This is a genomic window from Halapricum desulfuricans, from assembly GCF_017094465.1.
In the GTDB taxonomy this organism is placed as follows: domain Archaea; phylum Halobacteriota; class Halobacteria; order Halobacteriales; family Haloarculaceae; genus Halapricum.
Genome location: NZ_CP064791.1, coordinates 1,672,328 through 1,690,573, shown reverse-complemented (window position 1 = coordinate 1,690,573; position 18,246 = coordinate 1,672,328). Strand labels below are relative to the sequence as shown.

The following is an 18,246-nucleotide window of genomic DNA, read 5'->3' as shown; positions in this document are numbered from 1 at the left end:
GTGTCTCATAGATGTGCGGCCGACGTTCACTGCAGGCCCAGATACGCCACGTAGCCGACGAACACGAGCAGATACGTCACGGCAATCCCTTCGGTCAACAGATTCCGCCCCAGCAGGACGATGAGCGCGATGACGATCGGGCCCGATAGCAGCAGGCCGTCGAGCACCCGGTCGTCGGCGCCTGATTCGAGCACCTGTCCGATCAGCGGGACGTCCTGGACGTTCATTGGTAGACCCCTCCGCGCTTGAATATCGCCCGAAGCAACACCAGCACGGGGATGATCTCCAGGCGGCCGATCCACATGTTGAACAGGAACATCACCTTGCCGAGATCGGGCATCGACGGCCCGGTGATCCCCGCGGACAGGCCCACGTTGCCCTGGGCGCTGGCGACCTCGAAGATGACGTTCTCGAGGGTGTACTCGCCCATCGGCAGGACGAGCAACAATACGAACATCGCGATCGTGAGGAACACGACCCAGAGGACGGCGATGATCCCCGCCTCCTCGAACTCCCGTCTGGCCTCGCGCTCGTCCAGTCGACGGCCGTCGATCTCAAGCCGTCGGACTGCCGATGCGGGATAGAACACGTCGGAGACGCGGTGCTGGATGCCCTTGATCAGCGTCGCTAGCCGGATGAGCTTGATCCCGCCGACGGTCGACCCCGCGGCTGCGCCGACCACCATCCCGCCAGCGACGGTCAGCTGTGCGGCGGCCGTCCAGTTGCCCAGCGCGACGTTCGTCGAGCTGACGGCCGTCTGAAAGCCTGTACAGGACATCGCGGAGACGAACTGGAAGAGCGCGTAACGCAACGCCGTGAACGCCGAGCCGTAGGTGCCGCCGAAGTACACCAGCGCCCAGAGGAACGCCGATCCGAGGGTGAACCCGCCCAAGACCCACCGCGTCTGGAGGTCGGTGTAGAAGTTCTTCAGGTCGCCCCGGAGGATGAGAAAGTGGATCGGGAACGCGATCGAGCCGAGCGTCATGATCGGCAGCAGCGCGAAGTCGATCGCGACGCTGTCGTAGGTCGCAATCGAGTTATCCGTGATCGAGAAGCCGCCGGTCGCCAGCCCGGTCATGGCGTGGTTGATCGCCCCCCAGATCGGCATCCCGACCAGCCACAGCAGCGTGATGGAGACGAACGTAAAGAGGACGAAGATCCACCAGATTGTTCGGACCGTCGAGACGATGGAGGGATGGATCTTCTCCGAGCGCGCCTCGCTCTCGTAGAGCGTCAGCGACCCGCTGCCGGGTCGGGCGAGGATCGCCGTCGTCAGGACGATCACGCCGACGCCGCCGATCCACTCGATGAACGATCGCCACCACTGCAGCGTCCGGGGCAGGACTTCCTCGTTGTCGGTCATGGTCAGCCCCGTCCCGGTGAAGCCGCTCATGCTCTCGAAAAACGCGTTCAGCGGTTCCGTGAACGCCGCGAGCGTCGTGGTCCGGGCCGAGGACGGGACCGAGAGCAGTGCCGGATCGAGTTCGGCAGTCCAGGCGACGAGCAGGAAGGGTAGCGAGCCGAACAGCGCGACCGCGAACCAGCCCGAGGCCGCGACCATCATCCCGTGGAGTTTCCCGGGGTCCTCGGCGTCCGCGAACAGCGTCGTCAGCGCGTACCCGACGCCGAACGGGATCGCCGCCGAGACCGCGAGCGCGGGCACGACGTAGAACTCGCCCCAGACGAGCGCGACGACCGCCGTGACCCCGACGAGTCCGGCGAGCGCTTCGAGCATCCGGCCGATGTCACGTCCGAGCGTCGCTTTCGTCCCGTTCATTCCGTGGTGTCCTCGTAATGGCCGAAGATGTCCGTGATCTCCGGATTTGCGCCGACTGCCGAGTAGACAGTCAGCAGGTCACCGGCTTCGATTCGCGTGTTCCCGCGTGGGGTGATCGGCTTGTCCGTGCCCTCGCGCTCGATGGCGACGACGAGGATGTCGTCGCTAAGGTCCCCGGCTGCGGCCTCCTGTAGTGTTTTCCCGACAATCGGTGCGTCTTCCGTGACCGTAATTTCGAAGACTTCAGCCTCCTCGCTGATCCGCATATAGTCGACGATCGCAGGACGGGCGATGGACCGATAGAGGTGCTCGGCGATGAGTTGCTGGGGGTTCTCCATCGTGTTTACGCCGATCTGCCGGAAAAGGTCCATATGCTCGGGGTTGTGGACGACCGACAGGATACTCGGAACGTCGAACTCCTGTGCGAGCAGACAGACCATAACGTTTGTCGCGTCCTGATCAGTCGTGGAGATGACCGCGTCCGCCTGGTCAGCACCCGCGTCCTCAAGCGTTTCGCGCACCGTCGCGTCCGCGTTCAACACCAGACAGTCGTATTCGCTGGCGACCCGGTTTGCCTTCGCGTCGTCACGTTCGATGACGACGACCTCGTTGCCCGATCGAGTCGCAATCTCGATCAGGGGCGTTCCGATGTCGCCCGCGCCGACGATGATGAGATACATGATCGGCAATTCAGAGAGAATAGGTGGAAAAACTATCGACTCGCAGGTGACTCGTGTGTCTATGACACCGAGAGTCGGCGAGCGATGGCCTCGCGGATCGACATCGTCGACTCCTCGGGACCGCGGGCCATGACGACTGTCCGGTCGACCGCTTCGCCGACGGCCTCGGGAACTGATCCGAACACCGCCTGCGTGACCGGGCCGGATCGCGTCGCACCGACACAGACCGTGTCGTAGTCGTCAGCGGCTTCGAGTATCGCGCTCTCGACGTCTTCGGCGACCACGACCCGCTGGTCGTACTGCATATATTCGATACCCGCCCGCTCGGCCAGATCGTCGATCAACGCCTCGCCTCGCTCCTGGGGCGATTGGTCTTCGTCTCCGTCTTCCGGTTGCTGGACGTTCAACAGCGTGAGCGTCGCGTCCTCGCCGGCAGTGGTGACGAACTCGGCCGCACGGCGAGCGGCAACCGGAGCGTGGGGGCCTTCGCCTGCGAGCACCATGATATCGCCCTCGCCGGGCGTTTCCTCCGGCCCGAGTTTCACCAGCGTCGCGTCACACGACGCCCTGCCGACGACCGGATCGATCGTTGAACCCAGCACGTGCTCTCTGGTGCTTCGACTTCCCTTCCAGCCGAGGAAGACGTGGTCGGCGTCCTCCTCTTCGATGACGTCGAGGATCACTGATCCGGTGTCGCGGCCGACGATCGCCCGCGTCCGCAGGCCGATATCCAGCTCAGCCGCGATGTCACGAGCAGCGGACAGCAGTTCCTGCTGGCGCTCGACCCGCTCTTCCTCGAAGGCGACGTCCTGGGAGAGCGATGTCTGCTGGGGAACCTCGATGACGTTCACCGCGATGAGCTCGGCGTTGTCGTCCTCGTGAGCGTGGGCGCTCGCGGCTGCCATCCGAAGAAGATCACGCTCGGTTTCGGGGTTCGCGACCGGGACGACGACCCGATACCGACCGTCTCTGTCCGCGGCCGCGGCCGGTTCCGGGGCGATCGCGTCGCCGACCAGGCTCTGACTCGGTGCGCGGTCGCGAGCGTAGGTGTAATACCACGCGATCCCGGCGGCGATAATTCCGATACCGATGATGCCCACGACCGAGATCGTGAACGGCAGCGCGATCTCGACGCCGACGACCCCCTCGCCGAGAAGCACCATCGGCTCGAAGGTGACGATCATCTGGAAGAGGACCGCGAGACAGGCCAGCGCGCCGAGGATCGGAACGAACGGATACAGGACGCTCGGGATCTGGAAGGTGGGCTCGTAATCGGCCGGCTCGGCTCGCCGGAGCACCACGACGGCGACGTGGACCAGGGCGTACGTGACGAGATACATAAAACTCGCCACCTCCGCGAGCGTTCCAATCCCGGCTCCGACGGCGATGAGGACCAGCGTGATGATGCCCGTCGCAGTGATCGATCGGTACGGCGTTCGGAATCGGTCGTGGACCTCGTTGAGCCATTCGACGAGGATCTTGTCACGCCCCATCGCGAAGTTGACCCGTGCGGCCGAGAGAATCGACGCGTTCGCCGAGGAGATCGTCGCCAGCACCGCGCCGACGATCATGGCGATCGACCCGGCCGCACCGAGCGCACCCGGCGACACCGAGACAAAGGGGATCGCCGACGCGAACCCGCGGAGGAACTCCGCGGCGACGTCGGCGACCGGAATGTTCGAGGCATCGAGCGCGCCGATCGACAGCGTCCCGGTCGAGATCCACATGACGCCGACGTACATCAGCGTCGGCGTCACGACGGCGGCGATCATCGCCAGTGGGAGGTTCCGGCTCGGATTCTTGATCTCCTCGGCGCTGGTGGCGATCACCTCGAAGCCGATGAACGAGACGTACACCGTCCCGATAGTCGCGGCGACCGCGGGCCAGCCGGACGGATTGAACTCGCCGATCGTCGGTCCACTGAGCGCGCCCAGCGCCAGGAACGCGAGAATGAGCGCGACGAGCGAGAGGACGATCACGTTTTGCAACGAACCGGTCTCCTTGACACCGTAGTAGTTGACCCCCGTCAGCATAGCGGCCATCACGAGCGCGGCGACGGTGATGCCGAGTTCGCTCTCCGCAAGGAACGGAACGTAGGATCCGAGCCCCGACAGGAAGTACTGGCCGAACCCGATCATGTAGAAGGCGCTAGCGAAGGTCAACCCGGCCCACATTCCCCAGCCGACGATGCTTCCGAAGAACGGGCCCAGCGCCCGGTTGACGTAGTAGTAGCTCCCGCCGGCTTTGGGCATGCCCGTCGCCAGTTCCGACAGCGACAGCGCCGCCAGAAGCGACACCATCCCGCCGAAGAAAAACGACACCATGCTCGCCGGCCCGGCCTGGTTGGCGGCGATGCTCGGGAGGACGAAGATGCCGGCCCCGATCATCGTTCCCAGGCCGATCGTGTAGGCCTCCAGAAAGCCCAGGTCCCGGGCGAGTTCCTGGTCACCCGCGCTCATCCGTCGTCGACCTCCGGTTCGTCGGGGAGGACGACGACGGGGAGGTCGCTCTCGGAGATCAGCGACAGGGCGACATCCCCGGCGAGCAGTCTGATCCAGCGGCTCCCGCCTCGCGGCGTGAAGACGATCGAGGAGGCGTCCATCTCGTGGGCAGCTTCGACGATCGTCTCCGCGACATCGGTGCCGTACAGGATCTCCGTTTCCAGGTCCACGTCGTAGGCCTCAAGCTGTGCGCGAACGATGTCGAACATCTCCTCGGTGTCGCGTTCGCGTTGCTCGACGGAGGCCTTGTCCGGCGCGCCGCCGGCCTTCTCGACGACGTGGACGGCGACGACTGTCCCGGCGACGCTGTCGACGTGGGACGCGAGCGCCCGCGTCGTCGCGCGTGCGTCGTCTTGGCTAGCAATTGGCACGATCACTCGCCTGAACAGTGAGTCAGACACGGTCGATCACCTGTGTGTGTACCGAACCCAACCGTCGCAGCTCGCGGACGGTGCTCATACTCGTACTCTGCCTGAGGGCCTTCTTAATTCGTTCGACTGTTACCCGAGGCCGAACCCCCAATAGCACGGGTTGGAGGGGAGATCAACGACCGTCCGGTAAGCCTGTCGCCGATCACAGCATACTGTTCGAGAGGGAAATCGACTTGTAACGCCCGCCGTTACAGCGATCCGATGACTGAACTCAGGGGCTACCGATGCGCGTTGTGATCGTCGGTGCCGGCGAGGTTGGTTCGACAGTCGCCGCGAGCCTCGCCGACGACCACGAGGTCGTCGTGATCGACCTTGATAGCGACCGTGTGGACACGCTGACGTATTCGCTCGACGTTCTGGCCGTCGAAGGCGACGGGTCCTCACTGCAGACGCTTCGGGAGGCCGGGATCGTCGACGCCGACCTCCTCATCGCCTGCACGGACGACGACGAGACGAACATCGTCTCCTGTGGGACCGCCAAGACGATCTCGGACGCGTTCACGATTGCCCGCGTCCGCAACACGAAGTTCCTCGACACCTGGAACCAGTCGGAGGGCGCGCTCGGGATCGACCTCATGGTCGGCACGAACTTGCTCGCCGCCCAGAGTATCGTTCGAGTGATCGGGCTGCCCGGGGCCGAGGACGTCGACTATTTCGCCGACGGCCTCATCCAGATGGCGGAGTTTCGGGTCACCGACGAGACGCCGATCACCGGGATGTCCGTCGCGGAAGCCGACACGTTCGATTCGCTGACGTTCGCGGCGATCCTTCGGGACGAGGAGGTCGTGATCCCGACCGGCGACACCTGCCTGCGGGACGGGGACGACGTGGTGGTGATCGGCTCACCCGAGAGCGTTAGCGGGTTCGCGCGGACGATCGAACCGGAGGTCGACGACATCTCCGACGTCTTGATCCTCGGTGGGGACGAGATCGGGTTCGAGGTCGCCGGACTCCTGAGCGAGCGGGGGATTCCCAACCGCCTTGTCGAACCTGACCCGGAGCGAGCCAGGTATCTGGCCGAGACCCTCCCGGAGACGACCGTGCTGGAGAACGACCCGACCGACCAGGAGTTCCTGCTGCGCGAACGCATCGACGAGGTCGACGTCGCCATCGCGACGCTGGGCAGCGACGAGCGGAACCTCCTCTCGGCGCTGCTCTCGAAGCGGCTCGGTGCCGGTCGCTCCATCGCAGTCGTCGAGGACGGCGATTACAGCGACCTCTTCGAGGCCGTCGGCGTGGACATTGCCGTCAATCCCCGCGAAGCCATCGCCGAGGAGATCACGCGGTTCACCCGCGAGCAACACGCCGAGAACGTCGCCATCATCGAGGACGACCGGGCGGAAGTGCTGGAAGTCGAAGTCGGTGCCGACAGCGTGCTGGTCGGCCGGCCGATCCGCGAGTCGATCAAAGAGCTACCCGACGGCGTCGTGATCGGCGCGATCGCCCGTGATGGCACGTACGTGATTCCGCGCGGCGACACGATCATCGAGGAGAACGACCATATCGTGGTCTTCGCCGCGCAGGAGATCGTCGAGGAGACGCTGGAAGCGATCTGAGGCCGGGAGCTAGCACCGGACGTCGGCCACCTTTCCGATACTTTGATACCGCCGAGAGGATTTGCTACCCCTATGTCGTGGCGAGTGGACTGGCAGGCGAGTGTCGGCCTCCTCGGCACCGGCCTCAAGTATCTCGCGGTCACGATGTTTGTGCCGCTGTTCGTCGCGGTCGTCTATATGGAGGATATCTGGGTGTTCGCGCTCTCTATCGTGCTCGTTCTGGCGCTCGGGCTCGTACTCGAACGGGTCGACCCTGACCCGGACATTGGGCCCCGAGAAGCGCTGGTGTTCGTGTCACTGGCCTGGTTCACGGCCGCGCTCGTCGGTACGATTCCGTATCTGCTGGCCGGGTTCGGGACGAGTTCGACGCTTGTCGATCCCGTCAACGCACTGTTCGAGTCGATGAGCGGGTTCACGACGACGGGGGCGACCGTGATGGGCCAGATCAGCCTGGAACAGCACTCCCACGCCCTGCTCATCTGGCGCCAGCTCACCCAGTGGCTCGGCGGGATGGGGATCATCGTCCTGATGATCGCGATCCTCCCCGAGGTGGCCGTCAACGGTGCTCAGCTGATGGCCTCGGAAGCGCCGGGCCCCGAACTCCAGAAACTGACGCCGAAGATCGCCGAGACCGCACGCGTCCTCTGGCTGATCTACTTCGGATTCACGATCGCGTATATCGTGGTGATGTACGGCTTGCATCTGGCCGGGTTCGCGCCGAATATGAACCTGTACAACGCCGTCGCGCACGGGTTCACGACGCTGCCGACGGGCGGGTTCTCCCCGCAGGCGGAAAGTATCGCGTACTTCTCGGCGGCCGTCCAGTGGGCCGCGATCCCCTTCCTGGTCGTCGCGGGGGTCAACTTCGCGCTGTTCTGGCACGTCCTGAAAGGCGAATTCGACGTGATGCTCGAAAACGCGGAGTTTCGGGCCTATACGGGTGCGATCGCGGTGACGACTGCGGTGCTCTCGCTGTTGCTCGTTCGCGGCGCGGCCCCGCCGCTCGACATCGGCGGCGTCACGGGCGGCGTCACCGAGAACACGTTCCGCCAGGCCGCCTTTCAGATCGCGTCGCTGTTGAACTCTACCGGGTACGCGACCTCGGATTTCGCACAGTGGGACACGCACGCGCAGGTCTTCCTGCTGTTCGTGATGTTTATCGGCGGCTCGGCGGGTTCGACCGGCGGTGGCGTGAAGGTCGTCCGGTGGCTGGTGGTGTTCAAGACGATCCGACGCGAGCTGTACACGACGGCCCACCCTGACGTGGTCAAGCCGGTCCGGCTCAGTGGCAGTGTCGTCGACGAGGACGCGGTCCGCGGTATCGCGGCCTTTACGTTGCTTTACATCCTGCTGTTCGGGTTCTCGGCAGTGTTCATCTCACTCGATACGGCCCGGATCGGGATCGAACTCTCGACGCTGGAGGCGGTCAGCGCCTCTCTGGCGACGATCGGGAACATCGGCCCGGGCTTCGGTCGGCTGGGGCCGTTCGGAAACTACCTGTTTTTCTCGGACGCCTCGAAACTGCTGATGGTCTTTCTGATGTGGGTCGGTCGTCTGGAGATCGTCCCGGTGCTCGCGGTGTTCATCTCCGCGCTCGACAGCGATTGAGTCGCTCTTTCCGCGCTCGATAGCGACTGAATCTCTCGGGACCGTCGCGATAGGTTGTCCGATCGCTGTCCTGATTACCAGGGTTCGCCGCTGGCGAGATCCACGTCGTGATCACGCTTCGAGGACGGGCAGATGTCCGCCAGAATACAGTCAGTGCAGTCGGGATTGCGTGCGGTGCAGACCGCTCGGCCGTGATCGATGAACAGGTGGGTGAACGCCTGCCACTCCTCTCGGGGCACCAGCGACGTGAGATCGTCCTCGATCGCTTCCGGCCGCTCGCGTTCGGTTAGCCCGAGTCGCCTGGTGAGTCGCTGGACGTGCGTGTCCACGACAATTCCCTCGACGACATCGTGGCCGTGCTGGAGGACGACGTTCGCGGTCTTGCGGCCGACGCCCGGCAAGTCGGTCAGCTCGGACATCGTATCCGGGACCTCGCCGTCGTGTTCCGCAGACAGTCGCTCGCCGATCCCCTTGAGATAGCCGCCCTTGTTGTTGTGAAAGGTGACGCCGTAGATGTCCTCGGCGAGTTCGTCCTCGCTGGCTGCGGCGTAGTCCGCGGCGCTCTCGTATTTCTCGAACAGTTCCTCGGTGACCTCGTTGACGCGTTCGTCGGTGCACTGTGCCGAGAGGACGACCGCGACGAGCAGTTCGAGACGATCGGAGAAGTTCAGCGAGATCGTCGAGTCGGGGTACTCCTCGTGGAGTCGATCGATCACTTCCGCGGCCTGTGCCTCGCGAGAATCGAGTGGGTCGCCCATAGTCGAGCCTCGGGCCGCTGCGGTTTGAGCGGTTCGAAAGCGGCTACGTGCTGTCGGCCGGTCGCCGGCCGAACGGCAGCAGATACAGCGGCTCGAACGCTGGTTCCAGCGCCAGCGCCTCCGAAAGCGCTTCGTCGTCGAACGCACCCACCGGACAGCTCCCCAGTCCGCGTGCCTCACAGACCAGGTGCAGGTTCTGTGCAGCGTGGCCGGCCTCCATGTGGACGTAGCGCTCGCCGTGCTCGGGGTATTTGCCAGTCGTGCGGTCGTACTCCGCTGACAGCGCGACGACAGCGGGTGCACCGGCGATGACCGGCTGATCGAGTGCGGCCGCTGTGAGTTCGTCGCGGATCTCCCTCTCTACGCGACGCTTGAGCGCGTGCCGATCCGGATCGTAGCGGTAGCAGCCCGGTTCGAGATCCGTACAGCCGCCGTCCGCGATTTCGAGATCGGCCACCAGCGGATAGGTCGCTCCCGCGCTCGGGACGGCTCGCATGTCGATGCCGTCCCGTTCGTGTGTGACGCCCTGCAGCGCCCACAGCAACTGCGCGACAGTATCGAGCGTGACCGGCTCGTCGGCGAACGACCGCCGGCTCGCACGCGTCGCGATCGCCGCTTCGACGCTCGATATGTCCGTCGACGGTTCGGGGAGTTCGATCGTGCCCATATCCGGGACATCGCTGCCGAAGGCAAAAAGAGCCGGTCACATCAGGCATCGGTCGACCCGGCCACTGCCGACTGCAGCTCGTCGAGTGGCGCCTGCTCGTCGCCACCGGATTCCCACGCGAAACGGATCACACACTCCGAATCTGCGACTACGAGCGCCCGTCTCGCGCCGTCAGTCGAACCGACGCCGTACAGATCGGCGACGTAGCCGCCGCGGTCCTGAACCACCGGAAACGGCAGTCCCTCGGCGAGTTCGGTCATCGCGTCGGGATCGCTCCCGATGCCGAAGACGCTGACGCGATCGACTAGACGTGCCCAGTCGACGCTCGCGAGTGATTCGAGCAGCGGCCGCCCGACGGACGGATTGTCGGGAACAAAAGCCAGTACGACCGGGCCGGCGTCCGCCGCGGCCGAGAGCATGTACTCCGCGCCCGGGTCGTCGGCCGCTGGCAGGTAGAAGTCCGGCGCCGGATCGCCTGCGTCGAGCATAGCTGTCGGTTGCTTGGCGTCGAACAAAGCGATTGGGTCTCGACCGTGTTACAGTGTTACAGTATCGGGGAACGCTGAAGGGGGTCGCCGCCGACTGTCGAGGCATGCCTGGTCCCGTGTTCCTCCGCGGCGAGGACGTGACGCTACACCCCCAGGGCGAAGACGACGTAGAGTTCCTCCAGCGGCTCATCAACCACCCCGACGTGTGGCCGTCGCTGGCGAACGCCGAGCCGCTGAGCGAGGCCGAAGAGCGCGAGTGGCTCGAAGACACCGACAGCGACAGCGTCGACCTGCTCGTCTGCGCGGACGGCGAGCGCGTCGGGACGATCGGTCTGAGTGGGTTCAACGAGACGTGGGGCGTGGCCGAACTGGGCTACATGATCGATCCCGCATCTCAGGGCAACGGCTACGCGACCGACGCCGCCCGCCGGCTGGTCCGCTATGCGTTCGAGGACCGCCGTCTCCACAAGGTCATCGCGAACGTCTACGAGAGCAACCCCGCCTCCCAACACGTTCTCGAAGCGGTCGGATTTCAGCAGGAAGGTGTCCTCCGCGAGCAGGCGTACGTTCGCGGCGAGCGTGTCGATGTCATCCGGTACGGGCTGTTGGCGTCCGAGTGGGATAACTCGTGACGAACTGCTCCCGTCCCCGATCGAAGCGGATCCGTGTCCGCACTACCGCTGCGATTCGACGGCCGCGGCGATGACGTCCGTGGCGGGCTTTACGGCCGCACCGCTCTCGACTTGCAGGACAGCGGTCCCGTCCTCGCGGCGCGCCGGCACGCCCGCCTTGCCGGCCGCTTTGACGACGGCTTCGACACCGACCGAGAGCGTTACTCGCGCGTACTCGGGAAACAGCGCGACGGTCCCGACGTTCGTCCCGCCGATGGCGATTCCGTACGCTGGCGTCCCGTCGTTACTGGGTGTCGCGTCACGGTCGGCGTCGATAACGCTGACCGGCGCCAGCGCCCCGGTCTCGCGGGCCGATAGCTCCGAAGACAGCAGCTCGGCGATTCGCTTGCCGTCGGTGATTCGCTCTTCGACCATCAGAGTCCCTCCCGGGCCCGCTGGACGTGCTCGTCGATCGTGAGTCCCTGACGGCGGGCGTAGACGACCGCGGCCGCCTCCAGGGTCACGCCGAGTTCGGTCTGCAGCCCGTTGATCGAGGCGACGGCGTCCTGCTTGTCGGTGCCGGTCTCGACGACAGCGTCGAGAATCCGCTCGAAGGTCGTCCGCTGGCGCAGTATCGACTCCTCGGGCGTGAAGTCCTCCGGGACCGTCGTCGATCCGGCATCGAACGTCGCGACGAGCTGGTCGTCGTCGGATTCGAGTAGCCCCTCGCTGGTCGCGACGTCGATCAGTCGCTTTGCTTGGTCCGGCGAGAACCAGTCCCGATCCAGCGACAGCGCGACGACGAAGTCACTGCGGCCGAGCCGATCCGTTCCGTTCTGGGCGAACGGCGCGGCGACGGCTGTCCGAAGACTCATTGCGTGACAGTGATGGCCCTGCCGTCTAAACAGTACCGTTTCCGCGAGTCGAGAGGTTCAAGTATCCGCTGGTGCTTCGATCAGGTATGAAATTCCAGGGACGTTCGACACGCAAGCGAACCGGTGGCCGCCGCCGCCACGCTCGAAACAAGCGCAAGTATGAACTCGGCGACGAGCCGACCGAGACCGAACTCGACGAACCGTCGCTGAAGACGATCGACGCCCGCGGCAACACGACGAAGGTCCGCGCGCTCAGCACGAACGTCGCCAGCGTCGCCGACGGTGACGAGGTCTCCGAGGCCGAGATCGAAAACGTCGTCGAGAACCCCGCGAACCCCAACTACATCCGTCGAAACATCATCACGAAGGGCGCGGTCATCGAGACCAGCGAAGGCGAAGCCCGCGTCACCTCCCGCCCCGGTCAGGACGGGCAGGTCAACGCTGTTCTGGTCGAGTAACGCGACTTGTGCGTTTGCGGACAATCACAGTTCCCTAGCTCGGCCGCGGTGCGGCTTTCTGTAGCGCACTCTCGGCGATGTTACTGCCGTAGTCGGCAGTTCGGGTCAGCGAGTCGACGACGAGGCCGAGTCGCTGTGCCCGCTGTGGGTCGTCGAGCTGCCGTATCTCGTTGTCGACCTCGCGCGCGTGAGCGTCGATGTCCCGGATCATCGCGCGCGCCTCGTTGGCCATCCGGGTCGCCTCGTCGGAGTCGTCCTCGAACAGCGCGTCCATCGCGAGTTCGGGCACGCTGACGGCCGCGTCCCGGAGTCCGCTGAGTGTCTCCCCCTCGTCTTCGTTGCTGCCCTCGATTTCGAGGGCGATCTGGGCGATCTTCGCGGCGTGATCGGCGATCCGTTCCAGCTGTCGAGCCGCGGACTGATAGTCGAAGACTGTCTCCCGGGGAAAGCCGATGTCCCTGGCAGCAGTCGGATCCCGGAGGACCGTCCGGAACACGCGCGAGACCATATACCAGAGCCGGTCGACGTCGTCGTCGCGCTGGATGACGTCCTCCGCGAGGTCGTCGTCGTCTTCGATCAGTGCGTCGACCGCGTCCGACAGCATCGTCAGCGACACCAGGCGCATCCGCGTGATCGCGTTGTTGACCGACAGCTCCGAGGAGTCGAGCAGGTCCTGTAACACCACGTCCTCGCTGGTCTCCTCGATCACTTCCAGGCCGACGAGCCCCTGGGTGGCCTCCCGGATGACACGGCGCTGGGCGGCCGTGATCCGGTTGGCTTCGAGCGTGATGATGTCGAACCCGCTGACGTACATCGTCATCACCGCACGCGTGAGTTCGTGATCGGACTCAAGACCCGTGATGTCGAGCCTGCCCTCCGTGCGGTCGGTCTCGTCTTTCGGCGAGAGCAACAGCAGGTCCTCTTCGGAGTGGAACTCGACGATCGAGCCCGCACTGACCTCGTTGTCGGTCGCCCATTCCTTCGGGAGCGAAACGGTGTACGTCGAGCCGCCCGTCACCTGGACTTTCCGCGTCTCCATACCCTAGCTGGAGGGACACATGGACTAATAGATTATGGAATTTCTATGTAGTATGTGGGCCTATTATGTATATACTGTTCGGGAGTGCTCGATTCAACGTCCTTGTGGCATATTCACTAACGTAGTACTATGGGGAGCTACGGAGTATGCACTGGGAACGAACGGCAACGAAGCCGAGCTAAAACGTCAGAACAAACCGTCTCCTAGAGGTTTCACCGGACCTGTCCCATAGCGAGCTGTAGCGATACCGGGGATGGTGTTTGTCAAAGTTCACCACTCTGTGGATACTATATATAATAGCTCCATCTATATTGCTCATAGCAGGGTATTTCCCCGTTTCGGGGCTGGGTTCAGGTGATGTCACGTCATCACGCCGTGTCGCGACGCAAGTTCCTCGTCGGTTCAGGCACCGCGGGCGCCATCGCACTGGCTGGCTGTTCGATGGGGCAAGGCCAGGAAGGATCGGGGACATCGGCACTGACCGCGGACGGGTCTTCGACGGTGTACCCGATCACGAACGACGCCTCGGGGCTGTGGAACGGAAACCCGCCGGCCGACGACCAGGAGTACTGGGGTCCGAGCCAGTACGGTATCGAGACGGATCTGAACCTCGCGGATTACTGGGCTGACAAGTACGGCTTCGAGCCGACCGAACAGCGCAGCGTCCCGCCGTTCCAGGTGCAGGTCGCGCTGAGCCACTCCGGGACTGGTGTGGAAGCGGTCATCAACGATCGCGTCGACATCGGCGACGCCAGTTCGACCGCCGAGTCCATCCTCGGGAGCGACAACGAGGACCTGGAGAACATCGTCGACCACGTCGTCGGCGTCGACGGCCAGCCGATCGTCGTGAGCCGCGAGATCGCCGACGCGGGCGTCGAGCTGATCACCGGCGACGAGCTCCGTGCGATCTACAAGGGCGAAATCACCAACTGGAGCGCGGTCGGAGGCCCGGACAAGGAGATTTACGCGATCGGTCGCTCGGAAGACTCCGGCACCGACACCGCGTTCCGGTCGAACCTCTACGGCGACCCGGACGCGCCGATCAGTCCCGACACCCGCAAGGGACAAAACCAGCAGGTCAAGACCCTCGTCGAGCAGAACGACAACGCGATCGCGTACATCGCGCTGGCGTTCGTCGAACCCGACGGCCCCACGCCGCCGATCGACCTCGAACTCGACGGGACGGTCTACAGCTACGGCGACAACCTCGGCGCGGAGGGGTATCCGCTGAGTCGGGACCTCCACGCGTACACCTACGACGGGACCTCCGAGAAGGAAGCCGCGTTCATCAACATGCTGCTCTCGGAGTTCGGCCAGACTAACTTCGTCGAGCCGAACAACTACTTCAAGATTCCGCCGGAACGGCGCGAGGCCGAACGCGAAAAGCTCCCCGACCAGGCATAGTCTAGCGACTTGCGTCCAGTTTCCCGCCCGTTCAATTCCAATGTTCGACAACCGTACGACGAATCCGCTGTCGGCCGTGACCCAGTGGGGACACGCACGTGTCGCCTCGCTTCGGCGGTCGATCGACGAACTCGACCGTCTCAGCCTCCTGTTGGCCGTCGGCCAGATCACACTGGTCGTCTGCAGTTTCGCTGGCTTCCTGCTGCAGTCGCTGTGGACGCCACTTTTCGTCGTCCTCTTTCTGGCCGTGTCGGGGCTCGGCTGGGTCTATCGGCAGGCACTGACAGCGAAGGTGGTAACGTTTCTGATGACCGTCTCGGCACTGGTAACGCTCGGGCTGATCGCCGTATTCCTCGTGCTGGAGTCGATTCCGGCGTTCCGGACGGCGGGGCTCGAGTTGATCAACCCATTCGGCGAGAACGTCTGGTCGTCCAGCCAGGGCAGTTACTCGCTGATCCCGATGCTGTGGGGGACGATCCTGACGACGATCGTCGCGATCGCCGTGGCCGGCCCGCTGGGAATCGCTGGAGCGCTGTTCATCAGCGAGATCGCGCCCGGCTGGCTGCGGGATATCGTCAAGCCGGCCGTCGAGATCCTGGCCGGCATCCCCTCGATCGTCTATGGGTTCATCGGGTTCACGATCGTCAACCCCTACGTCACCGATCGGCTGTCCGTCTCGCCCGGTGCGATGTTCGCGATCGGCGTCGTCATCGGGTTCATGGCGCTCCCGACGGTCGTCTCGGTCGCTGAAGACGCGCTGGCGGCCGTCCCGAACGCGATGAAAGACGGCTCTCTCGCGGTCGGGGCGACGGACTGGCAGACGATCGGTAGCGTCACACTCCCGGCCGCGTTCTCGGGCGTCTCGGCGGCAGTCCTGCTCGGGATCGGCCGTGCGATGGGCGAGACGATGGCCGCGACGGTGATGATCTCACACAGCCGTCGACTTCCCGAACCGACAGGGTACAACGTCTTTGACAGCACGGAGACGCTGACGACCTTTATCGCCAGCAGCTACGGCCACGTCACGCCAGGCGGGACGTTCTGGAGCGCGCTGTTCGCGGCCGGCGTCCTGCTGATGGTGATCGTCACCGGTCTCGGGATCGTCTCTCAACTCGTCGAGATGCGGATGCGACGGACGCTCGGAGGGAACCAATGAGCGACGCCTACAGCCGTCCACTCGTTCGGACGGGGACCTCGAGCTACGAGCGGGCCGCAGTACTCACGATCGCGCTCGCGTTCGCGCTGTTCGGCGGCGCAGTCGGGACGTTCTTCGGCTGGGTGCCGACGACCGAGACTGTCGGTGGCGTCTCCGGGTTGACCTTCTTTGGGGCTGCCAGCGGTGCTCTCGGCGCAGCGATTGTCGGTCTGGGAATCGCATCCAACCGGGCGAACGTCGGAACACAGCCCGGCGCGAGCACCGGCGTCACCGCCAGCACCGTTCTCGCAGTCGTGTGGCTGCTGACGGCGAGAGCGCTTCTCGGGACGGTGATCGACGCCGGCGCGCTGGCGTGGGCCCTCGCAGTCGGTATCGGTGCAGGTGTCTGGTACGCGACGGTCACCGCGCGCGAGGATCTCGGGTCGACGCTGCCGGTCGGCGGGTTCCTCGTGGTGATCGGTGCGATCATCATATCGGGGCTCGTCGGACCCGGCTGGCAGTGGGAGTCGACGGCTTTCGCGGTGACCGTCTCAGCCAGAACTGTGGTCCCGCTGGTGACGATGGGCGGCGGACTGCTGGCGATCTGGACGGCCGGCAAGGCTTACGGCGGGTTCGGTGCGACTGGTCGCCAGCACGGCGCGTTTCTGCTGCTCTCGCTCGTCGTCGTGCTCGTCATCGGCGTGCTGGCGTTCCTGCTGCTGTATGTCGCCGAGCGCGGGATCGGCACGGTCGTCGAAAACCTCTCGGTCAGCGCCGGGACGCTCGCGGTCGTCGGTACGGCCGCGCTGATCGAGTTTGCCGTGCAGGCCCGACGCGGATTCGGTGCCAGCTCCGCCCCGCGGATTGTTGCCACCTACGTACGCGCCGGGCTCGCCGGACTGCTCGCGGTCGGCATACTCGGTCTCGGATACGCCGTCCTTACCGGGTCGCCCCTCTCGACGGCGACTACGACGATCGAGCCGACGCTGACTGCCGGGGCCGTGCCGGCGGTGCTGGTCGCCGGCTGGGGGTTGCTGGTACTCCGCGCTCGCTCCCCGTCCTGGAACCCTGTCGGGGACGCCCAGCAGACACTCCGACGAATTACACTCACTCTCGTGGGACTATCGCTTGCCGCTGTTGGCCTGCAGGCGGTCGCCGGCCCGCTCGTCGTCGCCGGGATCGCGCCGGTCGCGTGGCTGGCGCTGCTCGTGGCCGGTATCGGTCTGCTCGGGGTCGTTGGCCGTTCCCTGTCCGAACGGTCCGATGGTAGCGGCCAAGCGTGGCTGGCGCCCGCTAGTTACAGCGGGCGGCTGTTCCTGTGGGGTATCATCGCTGCAGGTCTCCACGCGCTCGTGACGGGCAGGGCCGTCGGTACGCACACCGTCGGCATCGTCGATCGCGGCACGATCGTCTGGCCGTTCGTGACCAACCCCACCCAGGGGCTCGGCATCCAGACTGGTGTCTACCCGGCGCTGGTCGGGACGATCTGGATCGTCCTCGGGGCGGTCGTCTTCGCCGTCCCCATCGCCGTCGGCGCGGCCGTCTTCCTGACCGAATACGCCGAGGACAGCGCCTTCACCGGCGCGGTCGATATCGCGACGAACGGCCTCTGGAGTACCCCGAGTATCGTCTTCGGCCTCTTCGGGCTGGCGTTCGTCGTGCCCCGGTTCGGCAACAGCGGCTCGATTCTGGCGTCCCAACTTGTGCTCGGATTCATGCTGTTGCCGCTGGTGTTGATCACCAGCCGTGAGGCGATGCAGAGCGTCCCCGACGAGTACCGCGACGCCAGCGCCGCCCTGGGCGTGAGCCGCTGGCAGACGATCCGATCCGTCGTGATTCCCGCGTCGATGCCCGGCATCATCACCGGCGTCATCCTGGGGGTCGGCCGGATCGCCGGGGAGACGGCACCCCTGCTGCTGGTGCTCAACGGCCCCGTCGCGCCGACGCGGGCGCCGAGCGTCCTCTCTAGTTTCCGGGTCGGCGTGTCGATGCAGCCGCCGTTCGTTCACGTCTCGAACCCGGCGCTGCTGGAATCGGCCAGTGCGTTGCCCTATCAACTGTACGCGATCATCACGGCCGGCGTGCTCGACGACCTGGCTTTCGGCTGGGGGACGGCGTTCGTACTCCTCGGCGTCGTCCTCGCGTTTTTCGCCGTGGCCGTCGCTTCACGACGTTACTTCAGGAAGAAATTACACCATGACTGAGACACCCCTCAGGACCGCTACAGCGAGATGTATATATACCTATATAGAGAACAT

At 64.9% G+C, this 18,246-nt stretch carries 18 protein-coding genes; 7 read left to right on the top strand and 11 right to left on the bottom strand.

Going from position 1 to position 18,246, the window contains the following annotated elements; all coding sequences use genetic code 11:
- Window positions 1–26: 26 nt before the first annotated feature.
- The 5 genes from HSEST_RS08595 to HSEST_RS08575 are packed head-to-tail and all read right to left on the bottom strand — an operon-like array spanning window position 27 to window position 5,359.
- Window positions 27–227: a hypothetical protein gene (locus HSEST_RS08595; RefSeq protein ID WP_229120529.1), complete on the bottom strand. Its 201-nt coding sequence runs from the start codon at window positions 225–227 to the stop codon at window positions 27–29.
- Window positions 224–1,777: a TrkH family potassium uptake protein gene (locus HSEST_RS08590; RefSeq protein WP_229120528.1), complete on the bottom strand. Its 1,554-nt coding sequence runs from the start codon at window positions 1,775–1,777 to the stop codon at window positions 224–226. The genes HSEST_RS08595 and HSEST_RS08590 overlap by 4 nt, the downstream gene beginning before the upstream one ends.
- Entirely contained in the window at window positions 1,774–2,457 is a 684-nt protein-coding gene (locus tag HSEST_RS08585; protein ID WP_229120527.1) for a potassium channel family protein, read from the bottom strand. The genes HSEST_RS08590 and HSEST_RS08585 overlap by 4 nt, the downstream gene beginning before the upstream one ends.
- A 59-nt stretch (window positions 2,458–2,516) precedes the next feature.
- Complete coding sequence (locus HSEST_RS08580; RefSeq protein WP_229120526.1) at window positions 2,517–4,916, bottom strand: amino acid permease; 2,400 nt, start codon at window positions 4,914–4,916, stop codon at window positions 2,517–2,519.
- Complete coding sequence (locus HSEST_RS08575; RefSeq protein ID WP_229120525.1) at window positions 4,913–5,359, bottom strand: universal stress protein; 447 nt, start codon at window positions 5,357–5,359, stop codon at window positions 4,913–4,915. Before HSEST_RS08575 ends, HSEST_RS08580 begins: the two co-directional genes overlap by 4 nt.
- Window positions 5,360–5,613: 254 nt before the next feature.
- Between HSEST_RS08575 and trkA the strand changes: the two genes are divergently transcribed.
- Both trkA and HSEST_RS08565 read left to right on the top strand, forming a co-directional pair.
- On the top strand, window positions 5,614–6,945 hold the full coding sequence (gene trkA / locus HSEST_RS08570) for a Trk system potassium transporter TrkA (RefSeq protein WP_229120524.1): 1,332 nt from the start codon (window positions 5,614–5,616) through the stop codon (window positions 6,943–6,945).
- A gap of 72 nt (window positions 6,946–7,017) precedes the next feature.
- Window positions 7,018–8,553, top strand: a complete 1,536-nt coding sequence (locus tag HSEST_RS08565) for a TrkH family potassium uptake protein (RefSeq protein ID WP_229120523.1) — start codon at window positions 7,018–7,020, stop codon at window positions 8,551–8,553.
- Window positions 8,554–8,627: 74 nt separating this feature from the next.
- Here HSEST_RS08565 and nth read toward each other — a convergent pair whose 3' ends face one another.
- From nth to HSEST_RS08550, 3 genes are read right to left on the bottom strand one after another with little or no spacing between them, the layout of a single operon-like run.
- Window positions 8,628–9,311: an endonuclease III gene (gene nth / locus HSEST_RS08560; protein WP_229120521.1), complete on the bottom strand. Its 684-nt coding sequence runs from the start codon at window positions 9,309–9,311 to the stop codon at window positions 8,628–8,630.
- A 43-nt stretch (window positions 9,312–9,354) separates the two neighbouring features.
- Window positions 9,355–9,978, bottom strand: a complete 624-nt coding sequence (locus HSEST_RS08555; protein ID WP_229120520.1) for a SagB/ThcOx family dehydrogenase — start codon at window positions 9,976–9,978, stop codon at window positions 9,355–9,357.
- A gap of 41 nt (window positions 9,979–10,019) precedes the next feature.
- A complete protein-coding gene (locus tag HSEST_RS08550) occupies window positions 10,020–10,466 on the bottom strand; it encodes a redoxin domain-containing protein (RefSeq protein ID WP_229120519.1) in 447 nt (148 codons plus the stop codon).
- A 104-nt stretch (window positions 10,467–10,570) separates the two neighbouring features.
- Between HSEST_RS08550 and HSEST_RS08545 the strand changes: the two genes are divergently transcribed.
- Window positions 10,571–11,098 (top strand): GNAT family N-acetyltransferase, encoded by a 528-nt coding sequence (locus HSEST_RS08545; protein ID WP_229120518.1) that lies wholly within the window; start codon window positions 10,571–10,573, stop codon window positions 11,096–11,098.
- A 42-nt stretch (window positions 11,099–11,140) separates the two neighbouring features.
- Here the strand turns inward: HSEST_RS08545 and HSEST_RS08540 are convergent, their stop codons facing one another.
- Both HSEST_RS08540 and HSEST_RS08535 read right to left on the bottom strand, forming a co-directional pair.
- Window positions 11,141–11,512, bottom strand: coding sequence for a hypothetical protein (locus tag HSEST_RS08540; RefSeq protein WP_229120517.1), 372 nt, complete (start codon window positions 11,510–11,512; stop codon window positions 11,141–11,143).
- The gene (locus tag HSEST_RS08535; RefSeq protein WP_229120516.1) at window positions 11,512–11,952 is read right to left on the bottom strand and encodes a DUF2240 family protein; all 441 of its coding nucleotides are present in this window, start codon (window positions 11,950–11,952) and stop codon (window positions 11,512–11,514) included. Before HSEST_RS08535 ends, HSEST_RS08540 begins: the two co-directional genes overlap by 1 nt.
- A gap of 86 nt (window positions 11,953–12,038) precedes the next feature.
- Here HSEST_RS08535 and HSEST_RS08530 point away from each other — a divergent pair, with 86 nt between their 5' ends.
- Complete coding sequence (locus HSEST_RS08530) at window positions 12,039–12,410, top strand: 30S ribosomal protein S8e (protein WP_229120515.1); 372 nt, start codon at window positions 12,039–12,041, stop codon at window positions 12,408–12,410.
- Window positions 12,411–12,444: 34 nt separating this feature from the next.
- On the opposite strand, the gene HSEST_RS08525 is transcribed toward HSEST_RS08530, so the two are convergent.
- Entirely contained in the window at window positions 12,445–13,449 is a 1,005-nt protein-coding gene (locus HSEST_RS08525; protein WP_229120514.1) for a phosphate signaling complex PhoU family protein, read from the bottom strand.
- A gap of 357 nt (window positions 13,450–13,806) precedes the next feature.
- Here HSEST_RS08525 and HSEST_RS08520 point away from each other — a divergent pair, with 357 nt between their 5' ends.
- The 3 genes from HSEST_RS08520 to pstA are packed head-to-tail and all read left to right on the top strand — an operon-like array spanning window position 13,807 to window position 18,192.
- The gene (locus HSEST_RS08520; protein WP_229120513.1) at window positions 13,807–14,853 is read left to right on the top strand and encodes a PstS family phosphate ABC transporter substrate-binding protein; all 1,047 of its coding nucleotides are present in this window, start codon (window positions 13,807–13,809) and stop codon (window positions 14,851–14,853) included.
- Between the two features lie 40 nt (window positions 14,854–14,893).
- Complete coding sequence (gene pstC, locus HSEST_RS08515; protein ID WP_229120512.1) at window positions 14,894–16,009, top strand: phosphate ABC transporter permease subunit PstC; 1,116 nt, start codon at window positions 14,894–14,896, stop codon at window positions 16,007–16,009.
- Complete coding sequence (pstA, locus tag HSEST_RS08510) at window positions 16,006–18,192, top strand: phosphate ABC transporter permease PstA (RefSeq protein ID WP_229120511.1); 2,187 nt, start codon at window positions 16,006–16,008, stop codon at window positions 18,190–18,192. The genes pstC and pstA overlap by 4 nt, the downstream gene beginning before the upstream one ends.
- Window positions 18,193–18,246: the final 54 nt, after the last annotated feature.